Here is a 19,986-nt window from a genome sequence, read left to right as displayed (position 1 = left end):
GGCCGCGCCGTCGCGGCGGCGCGGGACTCGGGAGGCATGCTGCCCGGACTGGTGGTCCTCCGCAATGCTCGCAGACTGCAAGCACATGGCCCGTAGGTTGGGTTCGCATTCGCGGACCCAACCTACGAGGATGACGTATCTCCTGCCGAAGGACGCTTCAAGCCGGCCGCACCAGCGCGTGCTTCTTGCGGCCGGCGGACAGCTTGATCACCCCGTCGGCGCCGATGTCGCGGTCGCCGATCGGCTGCTCCGGATCGGTGATGGCGGCGTCGTTGACGCGGCCGCCGCCGCCCTGGATCAGCCGCCGGGCCTCGCCGTTCGAGGCCGCCAGGCCGGCCCGGACGAACAGCCGGAAGGCCTGGATGCCGGCCGCCAGCTCGGCCCGCGGCACCTCGGTCGAGGGCAGGCCCTCGGCCGACACGCCCTGCTCGAAGGCCTGGCGGGCGGTCTCGGCCGCCGCCTCGGCCTTGTCGCGGCCATGCAGCAGCGCCGTGGCCTCGGTCGCCAGGATCTTCTTGGCCTCGTTGATCTCGGCCCCGCCCAGCGCCGCCAGCCGGTCGATCTCGTCCAGCGGCAGCTCGGTGAACAGCTTGAGGAACCGGCCGACATCGGCGTCCTCGGTGTTCCGCCAGTACTGCCAGTAGTCGTAGGGGGGGAGGCGATCCTCGTTCAGCCAGACGGCGCCGGCCGCGGTCTTGCCCATCTTGGCGCCGGAGGAAGTGGTCAGCAGCGGCGAGGTCAGGCCGTAGACCTCGCGCCCGGCCAGCCGCCGCGTCAGGTCGATGCCGTTGACGATGTTGCCCCACTGGTCCGAGCCGCCCATCTGCAGCACGCAGCCGTGCCGCCGCGACAGCTCCAGGAAATCGTAGCCCTGCAGGATCATGTAGTTGAATTCGAGGAAGGTCAGCGGCTGCTCACGCTCCAGCCGCAGCTTCACCGAATCGAAGCTCAGCATGCGGTTGATGGTGAAGTGGCTGCCGATCTCGCGCAGGAACGGGATGTAGGCCAGGCCGTCCAGCCAGTCGGCGTTGTTGACCATGATCGCGCCGCCCTCGAAATCGAGGAAGCTGGCGAAGACCCGGCGGAGCGAGGCGATGTTGCCGTTGATCGTGGCGTCGTCGAGCAGCGGCCGCGCGTCGTCGCGGAAGGTCGGATCGCCGATCTTGGTGGTGCCGCCGCCCATCAGCGCGATCGGCCGGCCGCCGGTCTTCTGCAGCCAGCGGAGCATCATGATCTGCACCAGATGCCCGACATGCAGGCTGTCCGCCGTGGCGTCGTAGCCGATATAGGCCGTGACCGGTCCCTTCGCCGCCAGGGCGTCCAGGCCCTCGGCATCCGTCACCTGATGGATGAAGCCGCGCGCCTCGAGGGTGCGCAGGAAGTCGGAGCGGAATCCGGTCATGATCGTCGACTGCTTGTCGGAAGGTGTCTGGAGTCTGCCAGTGCTGACTGACCGAACGGCTGTAGCACGAGGGCCGCCCGTGCCTCAAACCGAACTTCCCCCAAAATGATGGATCGGGGCGCGGCGGTTCACGCCGTGGCGGTGACGATCCAGGCGGCGGTGTCCAGCAGCACGCCGTCGGCGGTCTGGTGCGGCGCCAGCGCCTCGCGCACCGCGGCGGCGACGACCTCCCGCTTGTCCTCGTGCTCGCGCAGCAGCGCGCCGACCGGGCCGCTGCGCAGCACCAGGGAGAGGGTCTGTTCCAGGTCGCCGACCCCGGCCTTGGTGTCGAAAGGCGTAACCGCGATCCCGGTGAAGCCGGCGCGGCCGAGGATATCGCGGACCCGGTCGGGATCGGCGAAGGCGAAGGCGCCCGGGGCGCCGGGGACCGGGGGCGGCGGCGCCGGCAGGTGGCGCAGCGCCGCGGCCAGCGACACCGTCGCCCAGCCGTTCTCGGCCATGCTGCGCCAGCAGACGAAGGCGAGGCGCCCGCCCGGCCGCAGCGCGCCGTGCAGGTTGCCGAAGGCGGCGACCGGGTCGTCGAAGAACATCACGCCGAAGCGCGAGAACAGCCCGTCATAGCCGCCCGGATCGATGCGGGCGGTCTGGGCGTCGGCCTCGACGAAGCGGACATTGTCCAGCCCGGCCTCGGCAGCGCGGCGCCGGGCCAGGCCGAGCATAGGCGCGGAGATGTCGAGCCCGAGCACCTGTCCGCCGGGGGCGACCCGCCGCGCCAGCTCCAGCGTGCTACCGCCGCTGCCGCAGCCGATGTCGAGCAGCCGCTCGCCCGCCGCGGGCGCCAGCGCCTCGATCGTCTGCCGGCTGAACGGCGCGGTCATGCGGTCGAGCTGCGCCTGCATCTCGACCCAGACCGATCCTCCGGCCTCGTTCCAATAGGCGATCTGGTCGGCGTTCGGCGTCTCGGCTTCGTTCGTCGCCATGCTCGATCCCCTTGCCCGGCACGGGGCCGTGCGGTTCAGTCCGCGGCCTGCGGCGGCGCCAGCTTCACCGACTTGGTCAGGTAGTCGTCGATATGGGCCAGCAACTGGTCGTTGTGCAGCGTGAAGAAGTGGTTCGCCCCCGGGATCACCCGGTAGTCGATCTTGATGTCCCTCTGCTGCGACAGCTTGTTGACCAGCTTCTGCACCGCGTCGTGCGGCACCAGGTCGTCCTTGTCGCCCTGGACGATCAGGCCGGAGGAGGGGCAGGGCGCCAGGAAGGTGAAGTCGTATTTGTTCGCCGGCGGCGCGATCGAGATGAAGCCGTCGATCTCCGGCCGGCGCATCAGCAGTTGCATGCCGATCCAGGCACCGAAGGAGAAGCCGCCGACCCAGCAGGCCTCGGCGTTCGGATTCAGCGCCTGCATCCAGTCCAGCGCCGAGGCGGCGTCGGACAGCTCGCCCTCGCCGCGGTCGTGGATGCCCTGGCTGCGGCCGACGCCGCGGAAGTTGAAGCGCAGCACGGTGAATTCGTGCTTCTTGAACGCTTGGTACAGCGTGTGGACGATCTTGTTGAACATCGTCCCGCCGCCCAGCGGATCGGGATGCAGCAAGAGGGCGATCGGCGCATTGGTGCGCTTGCTCGGGGTATAGCGGCCTTCGAGGCGTCCCTCGGACCCGTTGAAGATGACGTCCGGCATCGGCCGTTAAGCTCCTCGAGGTGGCGGCGTGGCGGACCGACGCGGTGGGGCGGCTTTCTTGACCATTGCGCTCGGATATCTATATCTAAGCGGTCACTCACCCTGCCACGACGCAGACCGTGCCGGCCACCCGCCGTCAACACGATCCACGCGAAATGTTCGTATAGCATCGGGACGGCCTTCGTGTTCAAGGGTCTTGATCGAGGCATGGCGGACCGGGCGGGGTTGAGAGGCGCGGATTGCGCCGCGGATCGGGCCGTCGGAGACGATGGGCATCCGGTCCGGGGCGCGGACAGCAAAGTGAATTCCGGTCCGGCGGGCAGGTCGGGCCGTTGGGGGCGCAGAAGATGCGTTTGAGCACCAAGGGACGCTACGCCGTCATGGCGATGGTCGACCTGGCACGGCACGGGGCCGACGGGCCGGTGGCGCTCGCCGACATCGCGCTCCGCCAGGAAATCTCCTTGCCATATCTGGAGCAGCTGTTCGCCAAGCTGCGCCGCGGCGGCCTGGTCCGCAGCGTGCGCGGGCCCGGCGGCGGCTACCTCATGGCCCGGCCCTGCGGCACGGTGCGCATTTCCGACATCATCTTCGCGGTGGACGAGCCGATCCAGGCCACCCGCTGCGAGAAGCACAGCCCGCTCGGCTGCCACAGCGACAAGAGCCGCTGCCTGACCCACGATCTGTGGGAGGAGCTGGGCAACCAGATCCACATGTACCTGTCCTCGGTGACGGTCGAGGACGTGGTCAACCGCCGGGTGCTCGGCTCCAGCCATCTGTTCCCCTCCGGGCCGGGCGTGACCGTCGCCGCCGAATGAGGCGGACGCCATGACCCTCGTCTATCTCGACCACAACGCCACCGCGCCGCTGCGGCCGGAGGCGCGCGCCGCCATGCTCGCGGCGCTGGAGTCGGTCGGCAACCCGTCCTCGGTGCACCGTTTCGGCCGTGAGGCCCGCCGGCTGGTCGAGACCGGCCGCGCCCGAGTCGCGGCCCTCGCCGGCGTCACGCCGGCCCAGATCGTCTTCACCGGTGGCGCCACCGAGGCCAACGCCCTGGCGCTCACCGGCCTCGGCCGGCGCCGGGTCCTCGCCTCCGCCGTCGAGCATGACAGCGCCCTGGCCTGGGCCACCGACCGCATCCCGGCCGGCGGCGACGGCCGGGTCGATCTCGGCGCTCTCGAGCGGCTGCTGGCGGCCGATCCGGAGCCGGCGATCGTCTCGATCATGGCGGTCAACAACGAGACCGGCGTGATCCAGCCGGTGGCCGAGGCCGCCGCGATCGCCCGCTGTCACGGTGCGCTGCTGCATTGTGACGCGGTCCAGGCCGCTGGACGCATCGCGCTGCCTGTGGTCGGAGCCGAGATCGATGCTCTCAGCCTCTCCGCCCACAAGCTGGGCGGGCCGCAGGGCATCGGCGCCCTGGCGCTGCGCGACGGGCTGCCGCTGGCGCCGCTGCTGCGCGGCGGGGCGCAGGAGGGAAGGCGCCGCGCCGGCACCGAGAACGTCGCCGGCATCGCCGGCTTCGGCGCCGCCGCGGCGGCCGTGGCCGACCGGGCGGATATGCCGCGGATCGCAGCGCTGCGCGACGAGCTTGAACAGAGATTGACCGCCGAAGGCGCGGTGGTGCTGGGCGCCGCCGCGCCGCGCGTCGCCAACACCAGCTGCGTCGCCATGCCCGGCGTCACCGCCGAGACCCAGGTCGCGGGGCTCGACCTCGCTGGCGTGGCGGTCAGCGCCGGCTCGGCCTGCAGCTCCGGCAAGGTCCGCCGCAGCCATGTGCTGGAGGCGATGGGGCTGCCGGCGGATCTGGCCGAAAGCGCCATCCGCATCAGCCTGGGCCCTGGAACCGACGCCGCGGCGATCGACCGCTGCGTTGCCGCCTGGGCCGATCTGTCCCAGCGGAGGCGCAGCCGTGCGGTCGCTTGAGAGGTGGCATGAGGTTTCGCCGGTTGCCCCCTTTGCGGCGCTTTCGTAGAACACCACGTCTTCGAGCAGGAGTACGGGCCGGAATGCCCAGGATCATCTTCATCGAGCCGGACGGGAACCGGCGCGAGATCGACGCCCCGGCCGGGCTGTCGATCATGGAGATCGCGCACAAATACGACGTCGATCTGGAAGGTGCCTGCGAGGGCTCGCTGGCCTGTTCGACCTGCCATGTGATCGTCGAGCCGGACTGGTACGAGAAGCTGCTGCCGGCGCGGGAGGACGAGGAAGACATGCTCGACCTCGCCTGGGGCCTGACCAAGACCTCGCGCCTCGGCTGCCAGATCATCATGAATGACGAGCTCGACGGGCTGACCGTCCGGCTGCCGGGCGGCAGCAACAACATGATGTGATACAAGGACCTTCCGGCATGAGCGGTCCGCATGCCGGGGTCCAGCGGAGCGCGGCTGAGAACGACTCTCGCAGTCGGGTTTTCGCTGGCATTCGCCGCCGAAACGCCTATCTATTGGCGAGAGAAGGGCGGCAACATTGGCCTCCCAAGGGGCAACCTTTGGGGCCTTCCGCATCGGAGTACCCGACTAGCCCACTCGGTTAATCGGTTCTGGCACAGGGTTGAGGAGCGAGGCATGGCGGCGGTCCAGGAGACGGTCCGGCAGGTCGAAGAGATCACGAACAGCCGCTACAAGCACGGCTTCGTCTCGGTCATCGAGATGGAGACGGCGCCGAAGGGGCTGACCGAGGAGACCGTCCGCTTCATCTCCGCCAAGAAGAACGAGCCCGAATGGCTCCTGGAGTGGCGGCTGCGCGCCTTCCGGCTGTGGCAGACCATGGAGGAGCCGCACTGGGCGCGGATCAGCCACCCGCCGATCGACTACCAGGGCGCCTACTACTACGCCGCGCCGAAGAAGAAGCCGAAGCTCGGCAGCCTCGACGAGGTCGACCCCGAGGTCCTGGCCGTCTACGAGAAGCTCGGCATCCCGCTGCGCGAGCAGGAGCGCCTGGCCGGCGTCGCCGTCGACGCGGTGTTCGACAGCGTCTCCGTGGTCACCACCTTCAAGGAGCAGCTGGAGAAGGTCGGGGTGATCTTCTGCTCGATCTCCGAGGCGGTGCAGCGCTACCCCGAGCTGGTGCGCCAGTATCTCGGCTCAGTGGTGCCCTATTCCGACAACTACTTCGCCACGCTGAACTCGGCCGTCTTCACCGACGGGTCGTTCGTCTACATCCCCAAGGGCGTGCGCTGCCCGATGGAGCTGTCGACCTATTTCCGCATCAATGCGGAGAATACGGGCCAGTTCGAGCGCACCCTGATCATCGCCGACGAGGGCAGCTACGTCTCCTATCTGGAGGGCTGCACCGCGCCGCAGCGCGACGAGAACCAGCTGCACGCCGCGGTGGTCGAGCTGGTCACGCTCGACGACGCCGAGATCAAGTACTCCACCGTCCAGAACTGGTATCCGGGCGACGAGGAGGGCAAGGGCGGCATCTACAACTTCGTCACCAAGCGCGCCGCCTGCCGCGGCCGCAACTCCAAGGTCAGCTGGACCCAGGTCGAGACCGGCTCGGCCATCACCTGGAAGTACCCGAGCTGCATCCTGCAGGGCGACAACTCGGTCGGCGAGTTCTACTCGGTGGCGATCACCAACAACCGCCAGCAGGCCGACACCGGCACCAAGATGATCCATATCGGGAAGAACACGACCTCCCGGATCATCTCCAAGGGCATCTCGGCCGGGAAGTCGGACAACACCTATCGCGGGCTGGTGCGGATCCTGCCGGGCGCCGAGGGCGCGCGCAACTTCACCCAGTGCGACAGCCTGCTGATCGGCGACCAGTGCGGCGCCCACACCGTGCCCTATATCGAGAGCCGCAACCCGACGGCGCAGGTGGAGCATGAGGCGACCACCAGCAAGGTCAGCGACGACGTGCTGTTCTACTGCCGCCAGCGCGGCATCGGCACGGAAGAGGCGCTGGGCCTGATCGTCAACGGCTTCTGCCGCGAGGTGCTGCAGGCGCTGCCGATGGAGTTCGCGGTCGAGGCGCAGAAGCTGGTCGGCATCAGCCTGGAAGGCTCGGTCGGTTGAGACCCGCCGCGCTTGCGCGGCCATCTTGTTCGAGGACAGGCCGCGGTGAAGCGGCGAGGGAACGCGGAATGCTGGAGATCAAGGACCTGCACGTCGCCGTCGACGGCAAGGAGATTCTGAAGGGTGTCTCGCTCGCCCTGAACAAGGGCGAGATCCACGCCATCATGGGGCCGAACGGCTCCGGCAAGTCGACGCTGAGCTACGTCATCGCCGGCCGCGACGGCTACGAGGTCACCGGCGGGGCGATCACCTTCGAGGGCGAGGACCTGCTGGAGATGGAGCCGGAGGAGCGGTCGCGCGCCGGCCTGTTCCTGGCCTTCCAGTACCCGCTCGAAGTCGCCGGCGTCGGCACAGTGACCTTCCTGCGCACCGCCTACAACGCCCACCGCAAGCATCGCGGCGAGGCCGAGCTGGACCCGATGCAGTTCACCAAGCTGCTGCGCGAGAAGGCCAAGGGCCTCGGCATCGACACCGAGATGCTGAAGCGCTCGGTCAATGTCGGCTTCTCCGGCGGCGAGAAGAAGCGCAACGAGGCGCTGCAGATGGCGCTGCTCGAGCCCGCCCTCGCGGTGCTGGACGAGACCGACAGCGGCCTCGACATCGATGCGCTGAAGGTGGTGGCCGAGAGCGTGAACAAGCTGCGTTCGCCCGACCGCGCCTTCCTGGTGATCACCCATTACCAGCGCCTGCTGAGCCACATCGTCCCCGACCACGTCCATATCCTGGCCGACGGCCGGATCGTCCGGTCCGGCGGCAAGGAGCTGGCGCTGGAGCTGGAGGAGAAGGGCTACGCCGGCGTTGTGCCGGCGGCGGCCGCGTGAGGCAGAGATGAGCGAAGCGATCTCGCCCGTCGTCGCCGCCCAGCGCGAGCGATTCGCCGCCAGCCGGTCGGCGCTGCCCGGCGTCGGCCGCAGCACCGTCGCCCGTCGCCGCGAGGCGGGGATGGCCCGGTTCGAGAGCCTGGGCCTGCCGACGCGCAAGCAGGAGGCCTGGAAGTACACCGACCTGCGGCGGCTGGAGAGGCTGGGCCTGAACGGCGCCACGGCGCCGGCGGACGCGACGCTGCCGGAGGCGCTGCGCGCCTTCGTGCCGGCGCAGGGCCCGGCCATGGTCTTCGTCAACGGCCGGCTGCGGCCGGAGCTGTCGCATCTCGACAGCCTGCCGCAGGGGCTGCGCCTCGACGGCTACGCCGCGGCGCTGGAGGCCGGCGACGCCGAGGTCGAATCCCGCTTCGCCGCGGCCGCCGACGCGGCCTCGCTGGTCGAGCTGAACACCGCCCTGGTCGAGGACGGCGCCGTGCTGCGCATCGCTCCCGGCGCGGTGATCGAAGCGCCGGTCCGCCTGGTCTTCCTGACGGCCCCCGGCGCCGTGGCGGTGGCGAGCCACCCCCGGATCCTGATCCTGGCCGGCGCCGACAGTCAGGCGACGCTGATCGAGGCCTATCACGGCACCGACGGCACCGGCTATTTCACCAATGCCGTGGTCGAGGCGGAGATCGGCGACGGCGCCCGGCTGCGCCACTACCGGCGGCAGAGCGAGGGGCTGAACGCGGTGCATCTGCTGAACGGCAGCGCCCGCATCGGCCGCGACGCCACCTATGACAGCTTCACCCTCAGCCTCGGCGCCGACCTGGCGCGGACCGAGGTGGTCGCGACCTTCACCGGCCGCGGCGGCAACGGCCATGTCACCGGCGCCTATCTGGCGGACGGCACCCGCCACATCGACACCACCACCCTGATCGATCACGCCGTGCCGGACTGCCGGTCGCGCGAGGTGTTCAAGGGCGTGCTGGACGGCAAGGGCAGGGGCGTCTTCCAGGGCAAGATCATCGTCCGCCGCGACGCCCAGCGCACCGACGGCTATCAGCTGAACCGGGCGCTGATGCTGTCGAGGACGGCCGAGATCGACAGCAAGCCCGAGCTCGAGATCTACGCCGACGACGTCAAATGCAGCCACGGCGCCACGGTCGGCGAGATCGACGCCGAGGCGCTGTTCTACCTGCGCGCCCGCGGCATCGACGAGCGCGTCGCCCGGGCCATGCTGGTCGAGGCCTTCCTGCGCGAGGCGCTGGAGGAGGTCGCCGACGAGGCGGTGCGCGAGGAGTTCGAGGCCGCGGTCGGGCTGTGGCTCGCCGCGCGGCACCAGGAGGGATGATGGACACGCGGCTGCACATGAGCGGCATCAACGCCTATGACGTGAACGCCGTCCGGGCGGACTTCCCGATCCTGTCGCGCACCGTCTACGGCAAGCCGCTGGTCTATCTCGACAATGCCGCCTCGGCGCAGAAGCCGCGCTCGGTGATCGATGCTGAGAGCCGCGTCTACGAGGAGGAATACGCCAACGTCCATCGCGGCCTGCACTATCTCAGCGGCGCCGCGACCGACGCCTTCGAGGCGACGCGCGAGGCGGTGAAGCGCTTCATCAACGCCGCCTCGATCAAGGAGATCGTCTACACCCGCGGCACCACCGAGGCGATCAACCTGGTGGCCCAGAGCTACGGCCGCGCCTTCCTGCAGCCGGGCGACGAGATCATCGTCTCGGTGCTGGAGCATCATTCCAACATCGTGCCCTGGCAGCTGCTGGCGCAGGAGAAGGGGCTGGTCCTCAAGGTCGCCCCGATCGACGACGACGGCAACTTCCTGCTCGACGAGTTCGAGAAGCTGCTGTCGCCGCGGACCAGGCTGGTCTCCGTCGCCTACATGTCGAACGCGCTCGGCACCGTCGTTCCGGTCAAGGCGGTGATCGAGCGGGCGCATGCGGTCGGCGCCAAGGTGCTGCTGGACGCCGCCCAGGCGATCACCCACATGCCGGTCGACGTCCAGGCGCTGGGCTGCGACTTCCTCGCCTTCTCCGGCCACAAGCTGTACGGCCCGACCGGCATCGGCATCCTGTACGGCCGCGAGGCGCTGCTGGAGGCGATGCCGCCCTGGCAGGGCGGCGGCGAGATGATCCGCACCGTCAGCTTCTCCGGCACCACCTTTGCCGAACTGCCGGCGAAGTTCGAGGCCGGCACCCCGGCCATCGCCCAGACCATCGCGCTGAAGGCGGCGATCGACTACGTCACCGGGCTCGGCCTCGACACCATTGCGGCGCATGAGCGCGACCTGATGGAGTACGGCGTCGAGCGGCTGTCGCATGTGCCGGGCCTGACCATCGTCGGCCGGGCGCGGGAGCGCGCCTCGATCATCTCCTTCACCATGGACTGCGCCCATCCGCACGACATCGGCACGGTCATCGACCAGGCCGGCGTCGCGGTGCGGGCCGGCCACCACTGCGCCCAGCCGCTGATGGAGCGGCTGCACCTGCCGGCCACGGCGCGCGCCTCTTTCGGGCTTTACAACACCAAGGCCGAGATCGATGTGTTGGCCGAGGCGTTGGACAAGGTGATCAAGCTGTTCGCGAGATGACGATGTCGCTGTCCCCGGAAGAGCTGGAGGAGAACTTCTCCCTCCTCGACGATTGGGAGGAGCGCTACGCCTACATCATCAGCCTGGGCGACGCGCTGCCGCCGTTCCCGGAGGCGGAGCGGGTCGAGGCCAACAAGGTGCATGGCTGCCAGAGCCAGGTCTGGCTGATCGCCAGGCCCGAGGACCAGGCGCCGGACCATATCGTGTTCCAGGGCGACAGCGACGCCCGCATCGTCAAGGGGCTGATCGCCATCGTCACCGGCGTGTTCTCCGGCCGCCGGCCGGAGGAGGTGGCGGCGATGGACCTGCGCGGCCTGTTCACCCGGCTCGGCCTCGACACCCATCTGACCAGCGGCCGCCGCAACGGCCTGGCCTCGATGGTCGAACGGATCAAGGAGATCGCGCGGCGCCACCTGGCCGCGCGGGAGGCGACATCATCATGACGCGACCCGCCCATTTCCCCGATGACGGCCTCGGCCTGAACGACTTCATGCGCGCCGGCACGCTCGACGTGCCGGAACCGGACTGGATCCATGTCGTCACGCCGCTGTCCAAGGTCGAATATCCGCTCGATGTCGAAGCCACCCGCTCGGCCGTGCTCGACAACCTGACCCTGGTGTTCGATCCGGAGCTGCCGGTCAACATCGTCGAGCTTGGGCTGATCTACCGGGTCGAGGTGTCGCCCGAGGGCAAGGTCGAGATCGACATGACCCTGACCGCGCCGAACTGCCCCGTGGCCGGCTCGATGCCGGCGATCGTCGAGCGCGGCGCCGCGGTGGTGCCGGGCGTGACCGAGGCCAAGGTCAACCTGACCTGGGATCCGCCCTGGTCGATCGAGCGCGCCAGCGAGGATGCCCGCCTGGCGCTCGGGATGTAAGGGGAGGCGGGCAGGCCAGCCCTGCCGCCGCAAACCGTTGAAGTCTTTTCCCGACCGGCCCATCTTATGGGTCGAGGACGAGAGGTGAACAGGATGCGTGCCCTACCGCCGCCGATTTCCCTGACCGACCGCGCCGCCGACCGCGTGCGCGAGCTGATCGCGAAGTCGCCGAAGCCGATCCTCGGCCTGCGGGTCGGGGTCAAGGCGCGCGGCTGCTCCGGCCTCAGCTACTTCATGGAATATGCCGAGGAGCGGAAGAAGTTCGAGGATGTGGTCGAGAGCAAGGGCGTCACCGTCCTGATCGACCCCTCGGCGATCATGTTCCTGCTCGGCACCGAGATGGACTGGGTCCAGGAAGAGTTCGGCGCCCGCTTCGTGTTCAACAACCCGAACGAGGTCGATCGCTGCGGCTGCGGCGAGAGCTTCCGGGTGGCCCAGCCCGAGGGCAAGGAACCGGCCCCCGCCGGCATCTGACGCCGGCGTCGACGTCGCCGTGGTACATCCTGCCGGCGACGCGCCGGACCTGACCCCGAGAACCCTCCGCCGCCTGCTGTCGCCGCCACGTTTGCGGCGGATGATGCGCTTTGCGATCGGCGGCATCCTGGTCGGCTGCATGGCCGTCGCTTTCGCCCGCGCCGCCGACGAGGCGCAGCAGCTCTTCTTCTGGATCACCGACGGCCGGCTGTGGCTGGCGCCGATCCTGGGCGCCATCGGCTTCGGCGTCTCTGCCCTGGCGGCGCAGCGGCTGTTCCCGGCCGCGCCCGGCAGCGGCATCCCGCAATGCATCGCCGCGATGCGCCGGCCGCTCGAGCTGGTGCCGAGCCAGCTGAACGCCCGCACCGGCATCGGCAAGATCCTGCTCTGCCTGGTCGGCTTGGCCTGCGGCGGCTCGATCGGGCGGGAAGGCCCGACCGTGCAGGTCGGCGCCGTGATCCTGGCCGGCCTGACCCCGCGCGCCACCCCGGCGCGGCTGCGGCGGGTGATCACCGCCGGTGGTGCGGCCGGCCTGGCCGGTGCCTTCAACACGCCGCTCGCCGGCATCGTCTTCGCGCTGGAGGAGCTGGTCGGCGGCTTCGACATCCGCAACCGCATGGCGGTGCTGGCCGCGATCTTCCTGTCCTCGGCCGTCGCCATCGCCGTGCTCGGCGACTACACCTATTTCGGCCGCCACCCGCTCGACTTCACCGCGGGGGCGATTCCGGTCTTTCTGGTGGTGGCGCTGCTCGCCGGCATCCTCGGCGGCCTGTTCGGCCGCTGCGTCCTGGCGCTGACCCGGCTGCTGCCGCGGCTGTTCGCCCGGTTCGGCCGCTGGTCGGTGCTGGCCGCCGCCGCCAGCTGCGGCCTCGTCGCCGGGCTGATCGGCCTGGCCGCCGGCGGCGCCACCTTCGGCACCGGCTACGAGCCGACGCGGCTGGCGCTGGAAGGTGGCCACGCCCTCGCCTGGTGGTTCTTCCCGGCCAAGTTCGCCGCCACCGCCCTGGCATCCTCGGCCGGCATCCCGGGCGGCCTGTTCGCGCCGTCGCTCTCGGTCGGCGCCGGCTTCGGCGCGATCTTCGCCCCTCTGGTGGGTCCGGACCTGGTGCCCTCGCTGATGCTGGTCGGCATGGCCGCGTACCTGACTGGCGTCACCCATTCGCCGGTCACCGCCCTGGTGCTGCTGGCGGAGATGACGGGCGAATCCCGCGGCCTCGCCATCCTGATCCCGGCCGTCGGCCTGGCCTGGGCCGGGTCGCGGCTGGTGCTGCGGCACGGGCTGTATCATCTGCTGGCCGAACGAATTCTTGCGCGAGCCGGCTGGAATCCTTCGACGACAACCTGATATCGTCTCCCGCAAAGGAAAAAAACACCTTCGGGGGTTCAGGTGAGATACGGTCTTGCGGCGCTGATCGCGCTGGCGCTTTTCGGCTGCACGCAGAAGCCGCCGGTCGAGACGCCTGCCGTGCTGTCGCGGACGGTGACGGTGAACGGTCTCGACATCGGCGTGACCCGGCTGACGCAGTCGACCTGGGGCGCCTGGCTGGTGGGGCCGAGCCTGATCGGCCCGTCCCGGGCCAAGGTCCGGGCCGCCGAGCGCAAGGCGATCGAGCAGGTGTCGGCCTGCAAGGTGACCAACGTCGCCCCGGGCGACAACCCGATGCGGGCGGAGTATGTCGAGCTGACGGTGGCGTGTTAGGCGCGAGCTCGCGAGTAGGTTGGGTTCGCATTCGCGAACCCAGCATCCCACCACCGTGCTGCTGCGCGATGTTGGGTTCGCCGCGGCGAACCCAACCTGCGAGCTCACCCCGTCGGCAGCTTCAGCTCGTAGCGCTCGGTCCAGCGGCTGCGGTCGTAGGGCGGCTCGCCGGCATCGGCGAACACCTCCACCGCCTCGGTGATCTGGCCGTCGCGCAGGCGGTACAGCGAAACCGCATGCACGATGTCGTTGCCGTTGGTGATCAGCACGCGGGAGACCGCCCGTTCTCCCGCCTCGATCAATTCCTGCAGATGGCAGCGCCAGCGGCCGGGGTAGTTGGCGTTCAGGGCAATGAAGGCGTCGGCGCCTCGGACGCGCTCGCTGGTCTGCGGCCAATCCGCCACGAAATCATCGGACAGCAAACCCAGGGCGCGGGCCCAGTCGCGCGCATCGAAAGCGCGCCACAAAGCAGCGACGACGTGGTCGTCCATGGTATTTCGGTCAATTTGTTCCTAATTTGTTTCATTATGCAGAAGGCAGTCCCGGTTGTCGAGCGTTCTGTTATAAACAAAGTTATTGCGTGATTTAATGCATTTGACATAAACCATTTCCAAAATAATGTATTTCATCCGACAAACAACGGGCCGGGATCGTTGATCCTGCCGGCCGAAAGGACCGACCATGATCACCCTGTCGCGCCGCCTGCTGCTGGCAGGCTCGATCGTCGTTGCCGCTCTTGCTCCGGCGCTCGGCCGGGCCGCCGATCCGGTCTCCGCCATCACCCTCGACTGGGCCTATTACAACCCGGTCAGCCTGGTGCTGAAGGAGAAGGGGTGGCTGGAGGAGGCGCTGAAGCCGCAAGGCGTGTCGGTCACCTGGGTGCAGAGCGCCGGCAGCAACAAGGCGATCGAGTTCCTGAACTCCGGCAGCGTCCAGTTCGGCTCCACCGCCGGCGCCGCGGCCCTGCTGGCGCGGATCAACGGCAGCCCGATCAAGGCCGTCTACTCCTATTCCCGCCCGGAATGGACGGCGCTGGTGACCAACGGCGACAGCCCCGTCAAGACGGTCGAGGATCTCAAGGGCAGGCGCGTCGCCGTCACCCGCGGCACCGACCCCTACATCTTCCTGCTGCGCGCCTTGGCCGATCACGGCCTGACCGAACAGGACATCGAGGTGGTGCTGCTGCAGCACGCCGACGGCCGCAACGCCCTGATCGCCGGCCAGGTCGACGCCTGGGCCGGGCTGGACCCGATGATGGCGCAGGCGGAGCTGGAGCAGGGGGCGCGGCTGTTCTACCGCAAGCCCGAGCTGAACACCTACGGCGTGCTGAACGTGAACGAGCCGTTCGCCGCCGACCATCCGGAGATCGTCGAGACCGTGATCCGCGCCTATGAACAGGCACGCACCTACGCCCTGGCCCATCCGGACGAGCTGCGCACCGCCCTGGTCCAGGCCGCCGGCCTGACCGACGCGGTGGCGGCGAAGCAGCTGGAGCGCACCGACCTGTCCGGCCCGGCGATCGATGCGCCGAAGCGCGACACCATCCTGAGCGCCGGGGTGGCGCTGCAGCAGGCGGGGGTGATCGATGCCGGGGTCGATGTCGCGGCCGCGGTCGACGCGCTGCTCGACGCCCGCTTCAAGACCGCCCTGGCGCAGCCATGACCAGCCTTGACCCAGCCGCGGCCGGAACCGAGATCCGCGAGCCAAGGGCGGCCGGCGCGCTCGGTACGGTGATCGTCGGGCTGGTCCTGCCGGTCGGGCTGGCCCTGGGCTGGGAGGTGCTGGCCACCCTCGGGCTGGTCTCCACCCGCCTGCTGCCGCCGCCCTCGCAGATCCTGCGGACCCTGGGCGACCTCGCGACCCGCGGCGTGCTGCTCGACCATGTGCTGGCGACGCTGTGGCGGGTGTGGTGGGGCTTCCTGCTCGGCGCCGCCGCCGGCACGGCGCTGGGCGCCGCCACCGGCGTCTGGCCGCTGGCCCGCCGCCTGCTGGATCCCAGCATCCAGGCGCTGCGCAGCATCCCGTCGATCGCCTGGACGCCGCTGTTCATCCTGTGGTTCGGCATCTTCGAGACGCCGAAGGTGCTGCTGATCGCGGTCGGCGTGTTCTTCCCGGTCTACCTGACCCTGGCCGGCGCCATCGCCTCGGTCGACCGCAAGCTGGTCGAGGTCGGGCGGATCTACCGCTTCGGCACCTGGGACCTGGTGCGCCGGATCCTGCTGCCGGCGGCCCTGCCGACCTACATCACCGGCCTGCGCGGCGGGCTGGGCCTCGGCTGGATGTTCGTGGTGGCGGCGGAGTTCATGGGCGCCAGCAAGGGTCTCGGCTATCTGCTGGTCGACGGGCAGATGACAGGCCGCCCGGCCACCATCCTGGCCTCGATCCTGCTGTTCGCCGTGCTCGGCAAGCTCAGCGACATGGCCCTGGCCACGCTCGGCGCCCGGCTGGTGCGCTGGCAGGACGGCTTCAGGCCAGAGAACTCATGAGAATGGGGGCGTGACCATGCTCTCCCTCACCGGCGTCGCCAAGCGCTATCCGAACGGGCTCGACGCCCTGGCCGGCATCGACCTCGCGGTCGAGTCCGGCGCCATCGTCGCCGTGGTCGGCGCCAGCGGCTGCGGCAAGAGCACGCTCTTGCGTCTGATCGCCGGGCTGGAGCGGGCGACGGCCGGCGCGCTGTCGGTCGCCGGCCACCCGGTCGACGGGCCGGGCGAGGATGTCGGCGTGGTGTTCCAGGAGCCGCGGCTGATGCCCTGGCTGACCGTCGAGGCCAATATCCGCTTCGGCCTCGGCCGGCTGCCCAAGGCCGAGGCGGCGCGGCTGGCGGCGGAGGCGATCGCCCGGGTCGGCCTGTCCGGCTTCGCCCGGGCCTGGCCGCGCCAGCTCTCCGGCGGCATGGCCCAGCGCGTCGCCATCGCCCGCGCTCTGGTGGCCCGGCCGCAGGTGCTGCTGCTGGACGAGCCGTTCAGCGCGCTCGACACCTTCACCCGGCGCGACCTGCACCGCCACCTGCTGGAGATCCGCGACTGGCTGCAGCCCACTCTGGTGCTGGTGACGCACGACATCGACGAGGCGCTGGCCCTGGCCGACCGCGTGGTGGTGCTGGCCGGCCGCCCGGGCCGGATCGTGGCCGACATCGCCGTGCCGCTGCCGCGGGCCGAGCGGGCAGGGGCGCCGGAGCTGCTGCGGCTGCGCGAAGCCGTGCTATCCTCGCTGGCGCCGCCGCGCGACGCTGCGGCCGGCCGCGATGCGGGCGCCGCAGGGGCCCGGGCTTCGGCCGTGCCCGTCACGATCTGAGAGACGATGATGGATGCCGAGACGCTGCGCGCCCTGCAGGCCCCGCTGAAGGACAAGTATCGCGAGGCGCCGGACGCCGCCCTGATCACTTTGCGCGCCAAGGGGCGGGTGGGCGAGGAGGGCGTGACGTGCAAGGTCGAGACCGGCCGTGCCCTGGCCGAGGCCGGGCTGCACCCGGCGACCGGCGGCGACGGCCTGTCGCTGTGCTCCGGCGACATGCTGCTGGAGGCGTTGGTGGCCTGTGCCGGGGTGACGCTGAAGGCGGTGGCCACGGCGCTGGCCCTGCCGATCACCGGCGGCACCGTCTCGGCCGAGGGCGATCTCGACTTCCGCGGCACGCTGGGCGTGGCGAAGGACGCGCCGGTCGGCTTCCGCGCCATCCGACTGCGCTTCGCGGTCGAGGGCGACCTGACCGAAGAGCAGCGGGCCACCCTGCTGAAGCTGACCGAGCGCTACTGCGTCGTCTACCAGACGCTCCGTCAGCCGGCCGAGTTCACGGTCGACTTGGTGAATGCTTGAATCCATGGCTGATTTAGCGAAAATTCAAGCCGAATCCTTGGGTTGATTGCTGCCTAATATTTGCCTGATCCGGTGCCTTTTGCTTCGGCACTGGACGGGAGCCTGACCGGCCCTGGCGGCGCCGGGGACAAGGCTTTCCCGTTCTGGCATCGTTCTTGCCACTTCTGGCATCGTTCTTGCTGTGGCCGCCATCCGCGGCCGGATCGCTCCGCCGCGACTGTCGAAGGGGCATGGACGATGGAAGAGGAACAGGGGGGCGGCGTCAGCCGCCGCGGCCTGCTGTCGCTGATCGGGATGACGGCGGGCAGCGCCGCCATGTATCAGGCCATGACCAGCCTCGGCCTGGCGGCGGAGTCCGGCTACAAGGGGCCGGTCGACCTGAGCGGCGACCCGAAGGGTGCCATGGTGCTGGTGCTCGGCGCCGGCCTCGCCGGCATGACCGCGGCGCTGGAGCTGCGCCAGGCCGGCTATTCGGTGCAGGTGCTGGAGTTCAACGACCGGCCGGGCGGGCGCAACTGGACGCTGCGCGGCGGCGACCGCTTCACCGAGCTGGGCGGCGCCACCCAGACCTGCGGCTTCGACCAGGGCCTGTACATCAACCCCGGGCCCTGGCGCATCCCGTACCATCATCACGGCGTGCTGGCCTATTGCCGGCGCCTGGGCGTGGCGCTGGAGCCGTTCCAGCAGCTCAACCACAACGCTCTCCTGCACAACACCAAGGGCTTCGGCGGCAAGCCGCAGCGCATCCGCGAGATCAAGACCGACTTCCAGGGCCACGTCTCCGAGCTGCTGGCCAAGGCGACGCAGCAGGGCAGGCTGGACGAGGCGGTGTCGAAGGAGGATCGCGAGATCCTGTTGCAGGCGCTGAAGTCCTGGGGCGCGCTGGACAAGGACTACGCCTACAAGGCCGGCGAGACCGCATCCGAGTTCCGCGGCTACGCCAAGGACGCGGGCGGCGGGCTGGGGGCCGAGCCGGTGCCCGGCGAGCCGATCGGCCTGTCCGACATCCTCAATTCACGGCTGTGGCGCAGCCTGCAGAGCTTCGCCCTCTACGAGTTCCAGACCACCATGTTCCAGCCGGTCGGCGGCATGGACATGATCGGCAAGGCCTTCGCCGCGCAGCTCGGCGGCCTGATCCGGTACAACGCCAAGGTCACCCGGATCCAGCAGGGCGAGGCCGGGGTGACCGTGACCTATGAGGACACGAAAAGCCCAGGCAGCCCGCTGCAGGCCAAGGCCGACTGGTGCGTCTGCACCATCCCGCTGACCGTCCTCAGCCAGATCCCGATCGATATCGGCGCCAAGATGCAGGCGGCGATCGAGGCGGTGCCCTATGCCTCCTCGGTCAAGGTCGGGCTGCAGTTCAAGCGCCGCTTCTGGGAGGAGGACGAGGCGATCTACGGCGGCATCAGCTACACCGACCTGCCGATCCGGCAGATCTCCTACCCCAGCACCGGCTACAATCTCGGCGGCAAGGGCGTGCTGCTCGGCGCCTACAGCTGGAACGGCCCGAACTCCTACGAGTTCACCGCCATGGACCCGGCCGAGCGGGTGCGCCGCGCGGTCGAATACGGCCAGCAGATCCATCCGCAGTACGAGACGGAGTTCGAGACCGGGATCTCGGTGGCCTGGCACCGCGTGCCCTTCACCCTGGGTTGCGCCGGCGACTGGACCGACGAGGCGCGGACCCAGCACTACGACAATCTGTGCCAGATCGACGGCCGCATCGTGCTGGCCGGCGAGCACGCCTCCTACATCCCGGCCTGGCAGGAGGGGGCGATCCTCTCGGCGCTGAACGCGATCGAGCGGCTGCACCACCGCGTGATCGCCGCATGACCGCCTTCAGCCTGTCGATGAGGAGCCCTGCCATGATCGTCCGCTCCGTGGCCGCGATCCTGTTCGCCCTGCTGCTGTCCGCGGCCGCGGGCGCCCAGGACGCCCCGATGCTCAGCCCGGCCTCGACCTTCGCCGAGACCGACGGCGCGGCCCTGTTCGCCAATGTCTGCCAGGCCTGCCACATGCCGGCCGGGCAGGGGCTGACGACGGCGGACATCGCGGAGCGGGCCGAGTGGACCGAGGACTACGCCAAGAAGATGGTGGAGTTCGGGCGGGACCTGATGCGCGGCGGCGCCCACTCCGACTAGCGCGGACCGGCGCGGACCGGCGCGCACTGCGCGGACCGGCACCGACTAGCACAGCCGCATATGCCGCGCGGGTGGGCAAGATACTCCTCGCCCCGCCTTCCTGTCCCGGTTTCCCGCAACCCGCCGGAGCCGGGTCCTCACGCCGGGTAGATGTATGCGTCATGAGCAGCAGCACGCGCAACGTCACCCTCAACGCAGTGCCCCACGCCTCGGACGTCACCGCCGACGGCGCCGCCTGGCTGGCCTCGGCGGGTGCGTACCCGCGCAGCACGCTCGCGCTCTGGGAGGAGCGGCCCGCGGCCCCGGTCGTCCTGCCCTGCGGCTCCGCCTTCGACGTGGTGAGCGTTCCCGCGGTCTTCGGCCGCCGGATGCTGGACCGGATGTGGGACGAGGGCCCGGGCTCGGGTCCCGTGGCCGAGTTCCGGGGCCGGATGCTCCTGTTCGCCGCGCCCGGCACGGCCCAGCGG

23 protein-coding genes are annotated in these 19,986 nt (G+C 69.8%); 19 read left to right on the top strand and 4 right to left on the bottom strand.

Features of this window, described 5'->3' with window-relative positions; all coding sequences use genetic code 11:
• Positions 1–157 precede the first annotated feature (157 nt).
• The 3 genes from tyrS to ACFW16_RS07465 form a co-directional block, all read right to left on the bottom strand.
• A complete protein-coding gene (gene tyrS, locus ACFW16_RS07475; protein ID WP_380303393.1) occupies positions 158–1,402 on the bottom strand; it encodes a tyrosine--tRNA ligase in 1,245 nt (414 codons plus the stop codon).
• Between the two features lie 128 nt (positions 1,403–1,530).
• Positions 1,531–2,382, bottom strand: coding sequence for a class I SAM-dependent methyltransferase (locus ACFW16_RS07470; RefSeq protein WP_380303391.1), 852 nt, complete (start codon positions 2,380–2,382; stop codon positions 1,531–1,533).
• Positions 2,383–2,417: 35 nt separating this feature from the next.
• Positions 2,418–3,080: an alpha/beta hydrolase gene (locus ACFW16_RS07465; RefSeq protein ID WP_380303389.1), complete on the bottom strand. Its 663-nt coding sequence runs from the start codon at positions 3,078–3,080 to the stop codon at positions 2,418–2,420.
• A gap of 347 nt (positions 3,081–3,427) precedes the next feature.
• On the opposite strand from ACFW16_RS07465, the gene ACFW16_RS07460 reads away from it, so the two are divergent.
• From ACFW16_RS07460 to ACFW16_RS07405, 12 genes are all read left to right on the top strand, one after another.
• A complete protein-coding gene (locus ACFW16_RS07460) occupies positions 3,428–3,895 on the top strand; it encodes an Rrf2 family transcriptional regulator (RefSeq protein ID WP_380303387.1) in 468 nt (155 codons plus the stop codon).
• Between the two features lie 10 nt (positions 3,896–3,905).
• A complete protein-coding gene (locus ACFW16_RS07455; RefSeq protein ID WP_380303385.1) occupies positions 3,906–5,003 on the top strand; it encodes a cysteine desulfurase family protein in 1,098 nt (365 codons plus the stop codon).
• Between the two features lie 83 nt (positions 5,004–5,086).
• Positions 5,087–5,413 (top strand): ferredoxin family 2Fe-2S iron-sulfur cluster binding protein, encoded by a 327-nt coding sequence (locus ACFW16_RS07450; protein WP_034842035.1) that lies wholly within the window; start codon positions 5,087–5,089, stop codon positions 5,411–5,413.
• Positions 5,414–5,647: 234 nt separating this feature from the next.
• On the top strand, positions 5,648–7,102 hold the full coding sequence (gene sufB / locus ACFW16_RS07445) for a Fe-S cluster assembly protein SufB (RefSeq protein ID WP_380303383.1): 1,455 nt from the start codon (positions 5,648–5,650) through the stop codon (positions 7,100–7,102).
• Positions 7,103–7,170: 68 nt separating this feature from the next.
• The gene (gene sufC, locus ACFW16_RS07440; protein ID WP_380303381.1) at positions 7,171–7,923 is read left to right on the top strand and encodes a Fe-S cluster assembly ATPase SufC; all 753 of its coding nucleotides are present in this window, start codon (positions 7,171–7,173) and stop codon (positions 7,921–7,923) included.
• Positions 7,924–7,930: 7 nt separating this feature from the next.
• The gene (gene sufD / locus ACFW16_RS07435) at positions 7,931–9,256 is read left to right on the top strand and encodes a Fe-S cluster assembly protein SufD (protein WP_380303379.1); all 1,326 of its coding nucleotides are present in this window, start codon (positions 7,931–7,933) and stop codon (positions 9,254–9,256) included.
• Complete coding sequence (locus ACFW16_RS07430) at positions 9,256–10,509, top strand: SufS family cysteine desulfurase (protein WP_380303377.1); 1,254 nt, start codon at positions 9,256–9,258, stop codon at positions 10,507–10,509. Before sufD ends, ACFW16_RS07430 begins: the two co-directional genes overlap by 1 nt.
• 2 nt (positions 10,510–10,511) lie before the next feature.
• Entirely contained in the window at positions 10,512–10,952 is a 441-nt protein-coding gene (locus ACFW16_RS07425) for a SufE family protein (RefSeq protein WP_380303375.1), read from the top strand.
• Positions 10,949–11,386, top strand: coding sequence for an iron-sulfur cluster assembly protein (locus tag ACFW16_RS07420; protein ID WP_380303374.1), 438 nt, complete (start codon positions 10,949–10,951; stop codon positions 11,384–11,386). The genes ACFW16_RS07425 and ACFW16_RS07420 overlap by 4 nt, the downstream gene beginning before the upstream one ends.
• Before the next feature lie 93 nt (positions 11,387–11,479).
• A complete protein-coding gene (locus tag ACFW16_RS07415; RefSeq protein ID WP_380303372.1) occupies positions 11,480–11,860 on the top strand; it encodes a HesB/IscA family protein in 381 nt (126 codons plus the stop codon).
• Positions 11,861–11,963: 103 nt separating this feature from the next.
• A complete protein-coding gene (locus ACFW16_RS07410; protein ID WP_380303371.1) occupies positions 11,964–13,205 on the top strand; it encodes a chloride channel protein in 1,242 nt (413 codons plus the stop codon).
• 42 nt (positions 13,206–13,247) lie between these two features.
• Positions 13,248–13,559: a hypothetical protein gene (locus tag ACFW16_RS07405; protein WP_380303369.1), complete on the top strand. Its 312-nt coding sequence runs from the start codon at positions 13,248–13,250 to the stop codon at positions 13,557–13,559.
• Between the two features lie 104 nt (positions 13,560–13,663).
• On the opposite strand, the gene ACFW16_RS07400 is transcribed toward ACFW16_RS07405, so the two are convergent.
• A complete protein-coding gene (locus ACFW16_RS07400; RefSeq protein WP_380303367.1) occupies positions 13,664–14,050 on the bottom strand; it encodes a nuclear transport factor 2 family protein in 387 nt (128 codons plus the stop codon).
• Between the two features lie 190 nt (positions 14,051–14,240).
• On the opposite strand from ACFW16_RS07400, the gene ACFW16_RS07395 reads away from it, so the two are divergent.
• The 7 genes from ACFW16_RS07395 to ACFW16_RS07365 form a co-directional block, all read left to right on the top strand.
• Positions 14,241–15,221 (top strand): aliphatic sulfonate ABC transporter substrate-binding protein, encoded by a 981-nt coding sequence (locus ACFW16_RS07395; protein WP_380303365.1) that lies wholly within the window; start codon positions 14,241–14,243, stop codon positions 15,219–15,221.
• Entirely contained in the window at positions 15,218–16,045 is an 828-nt protein-coding gene (locus ACFW16_RS07390) for an ABC transporter permease (RefSeq protein WP_380303364.1), read from the top strand. The genes ACFW16_RS07395 and ACFW16_RS07390 overlap by 4 nt, the downstream gene beginning before the upstream one ends.
• 16 nt (positions 16,046–16,061) lie before the next feature.
• The gene (locus ACFW16_RS07385) at positions 16,062–16,856 is read left to right on the top strand and encodes an ABC transporter ATP-binding protein (protein ID WP_380303647.1); all 795 of its coding nucleotides are present in this window, start codon (positions 16,062–16,064) and stop codon (positions 16,854–16,856) included.
• 9 nt (positions 16,857–16,865) lie between these two features.
• Positions 16,866–17,375 carry an OsmC family protein gene (locus ACFW16_RS07380; protein ID WP_380303362.1) on the top strand — a complete coding sequence of 170 codons (510 nt, stop codon included), beginning with the start codon at positions 16,866–16,868 and terminating at the stop codon, positions 17,373–17,375.
• A gap of 237 nt (positions 17,376–17,612) precedes the next feature.
• A complete protein-coding gene (locus ACFW16_RS07375) occupies positions 17,613–19,211 on the top strand; it encodes a flavin monoamine oxidase family protein (protein WP_380303360.1) in 1,599 nt (532 codons plus the stop codon).
• Between the two features lie 32 nt (positions 19,212–19,243).
• A complete protein-coding gene (locus ACFW16_RS07370) occupies positions 19,244–19,519 on the top strand; it encodes a c-type cytochrome (RefSeq protein WP_380303358.1) in 276 nt (91 codons plus the stop codon).
• A gap of 161 nt (positions 19,520–19,680) precedes the next feature.
• The coding region (locus ACFW16_RS07365) for a bifunctional DNA primase/polymerase (RefSeq protein ID WP_380303356.1) at positions 19,681–19,986 on the top strand (306 nt) is incomplete at its 3' end.

Source organism: Inquilinus sp. NPDC058860 (genome assembly GCF_042743185.1).
Taxonomy (GTDB): domain Bacteria; phylum Pseudomonadota; class Alphaproteobacteria; order DSM-16000; family Inquilinaceae; genus Inquilinus.
This window is presented reverse-complemented; position numbering and strand designations above follow the sequence as displayed.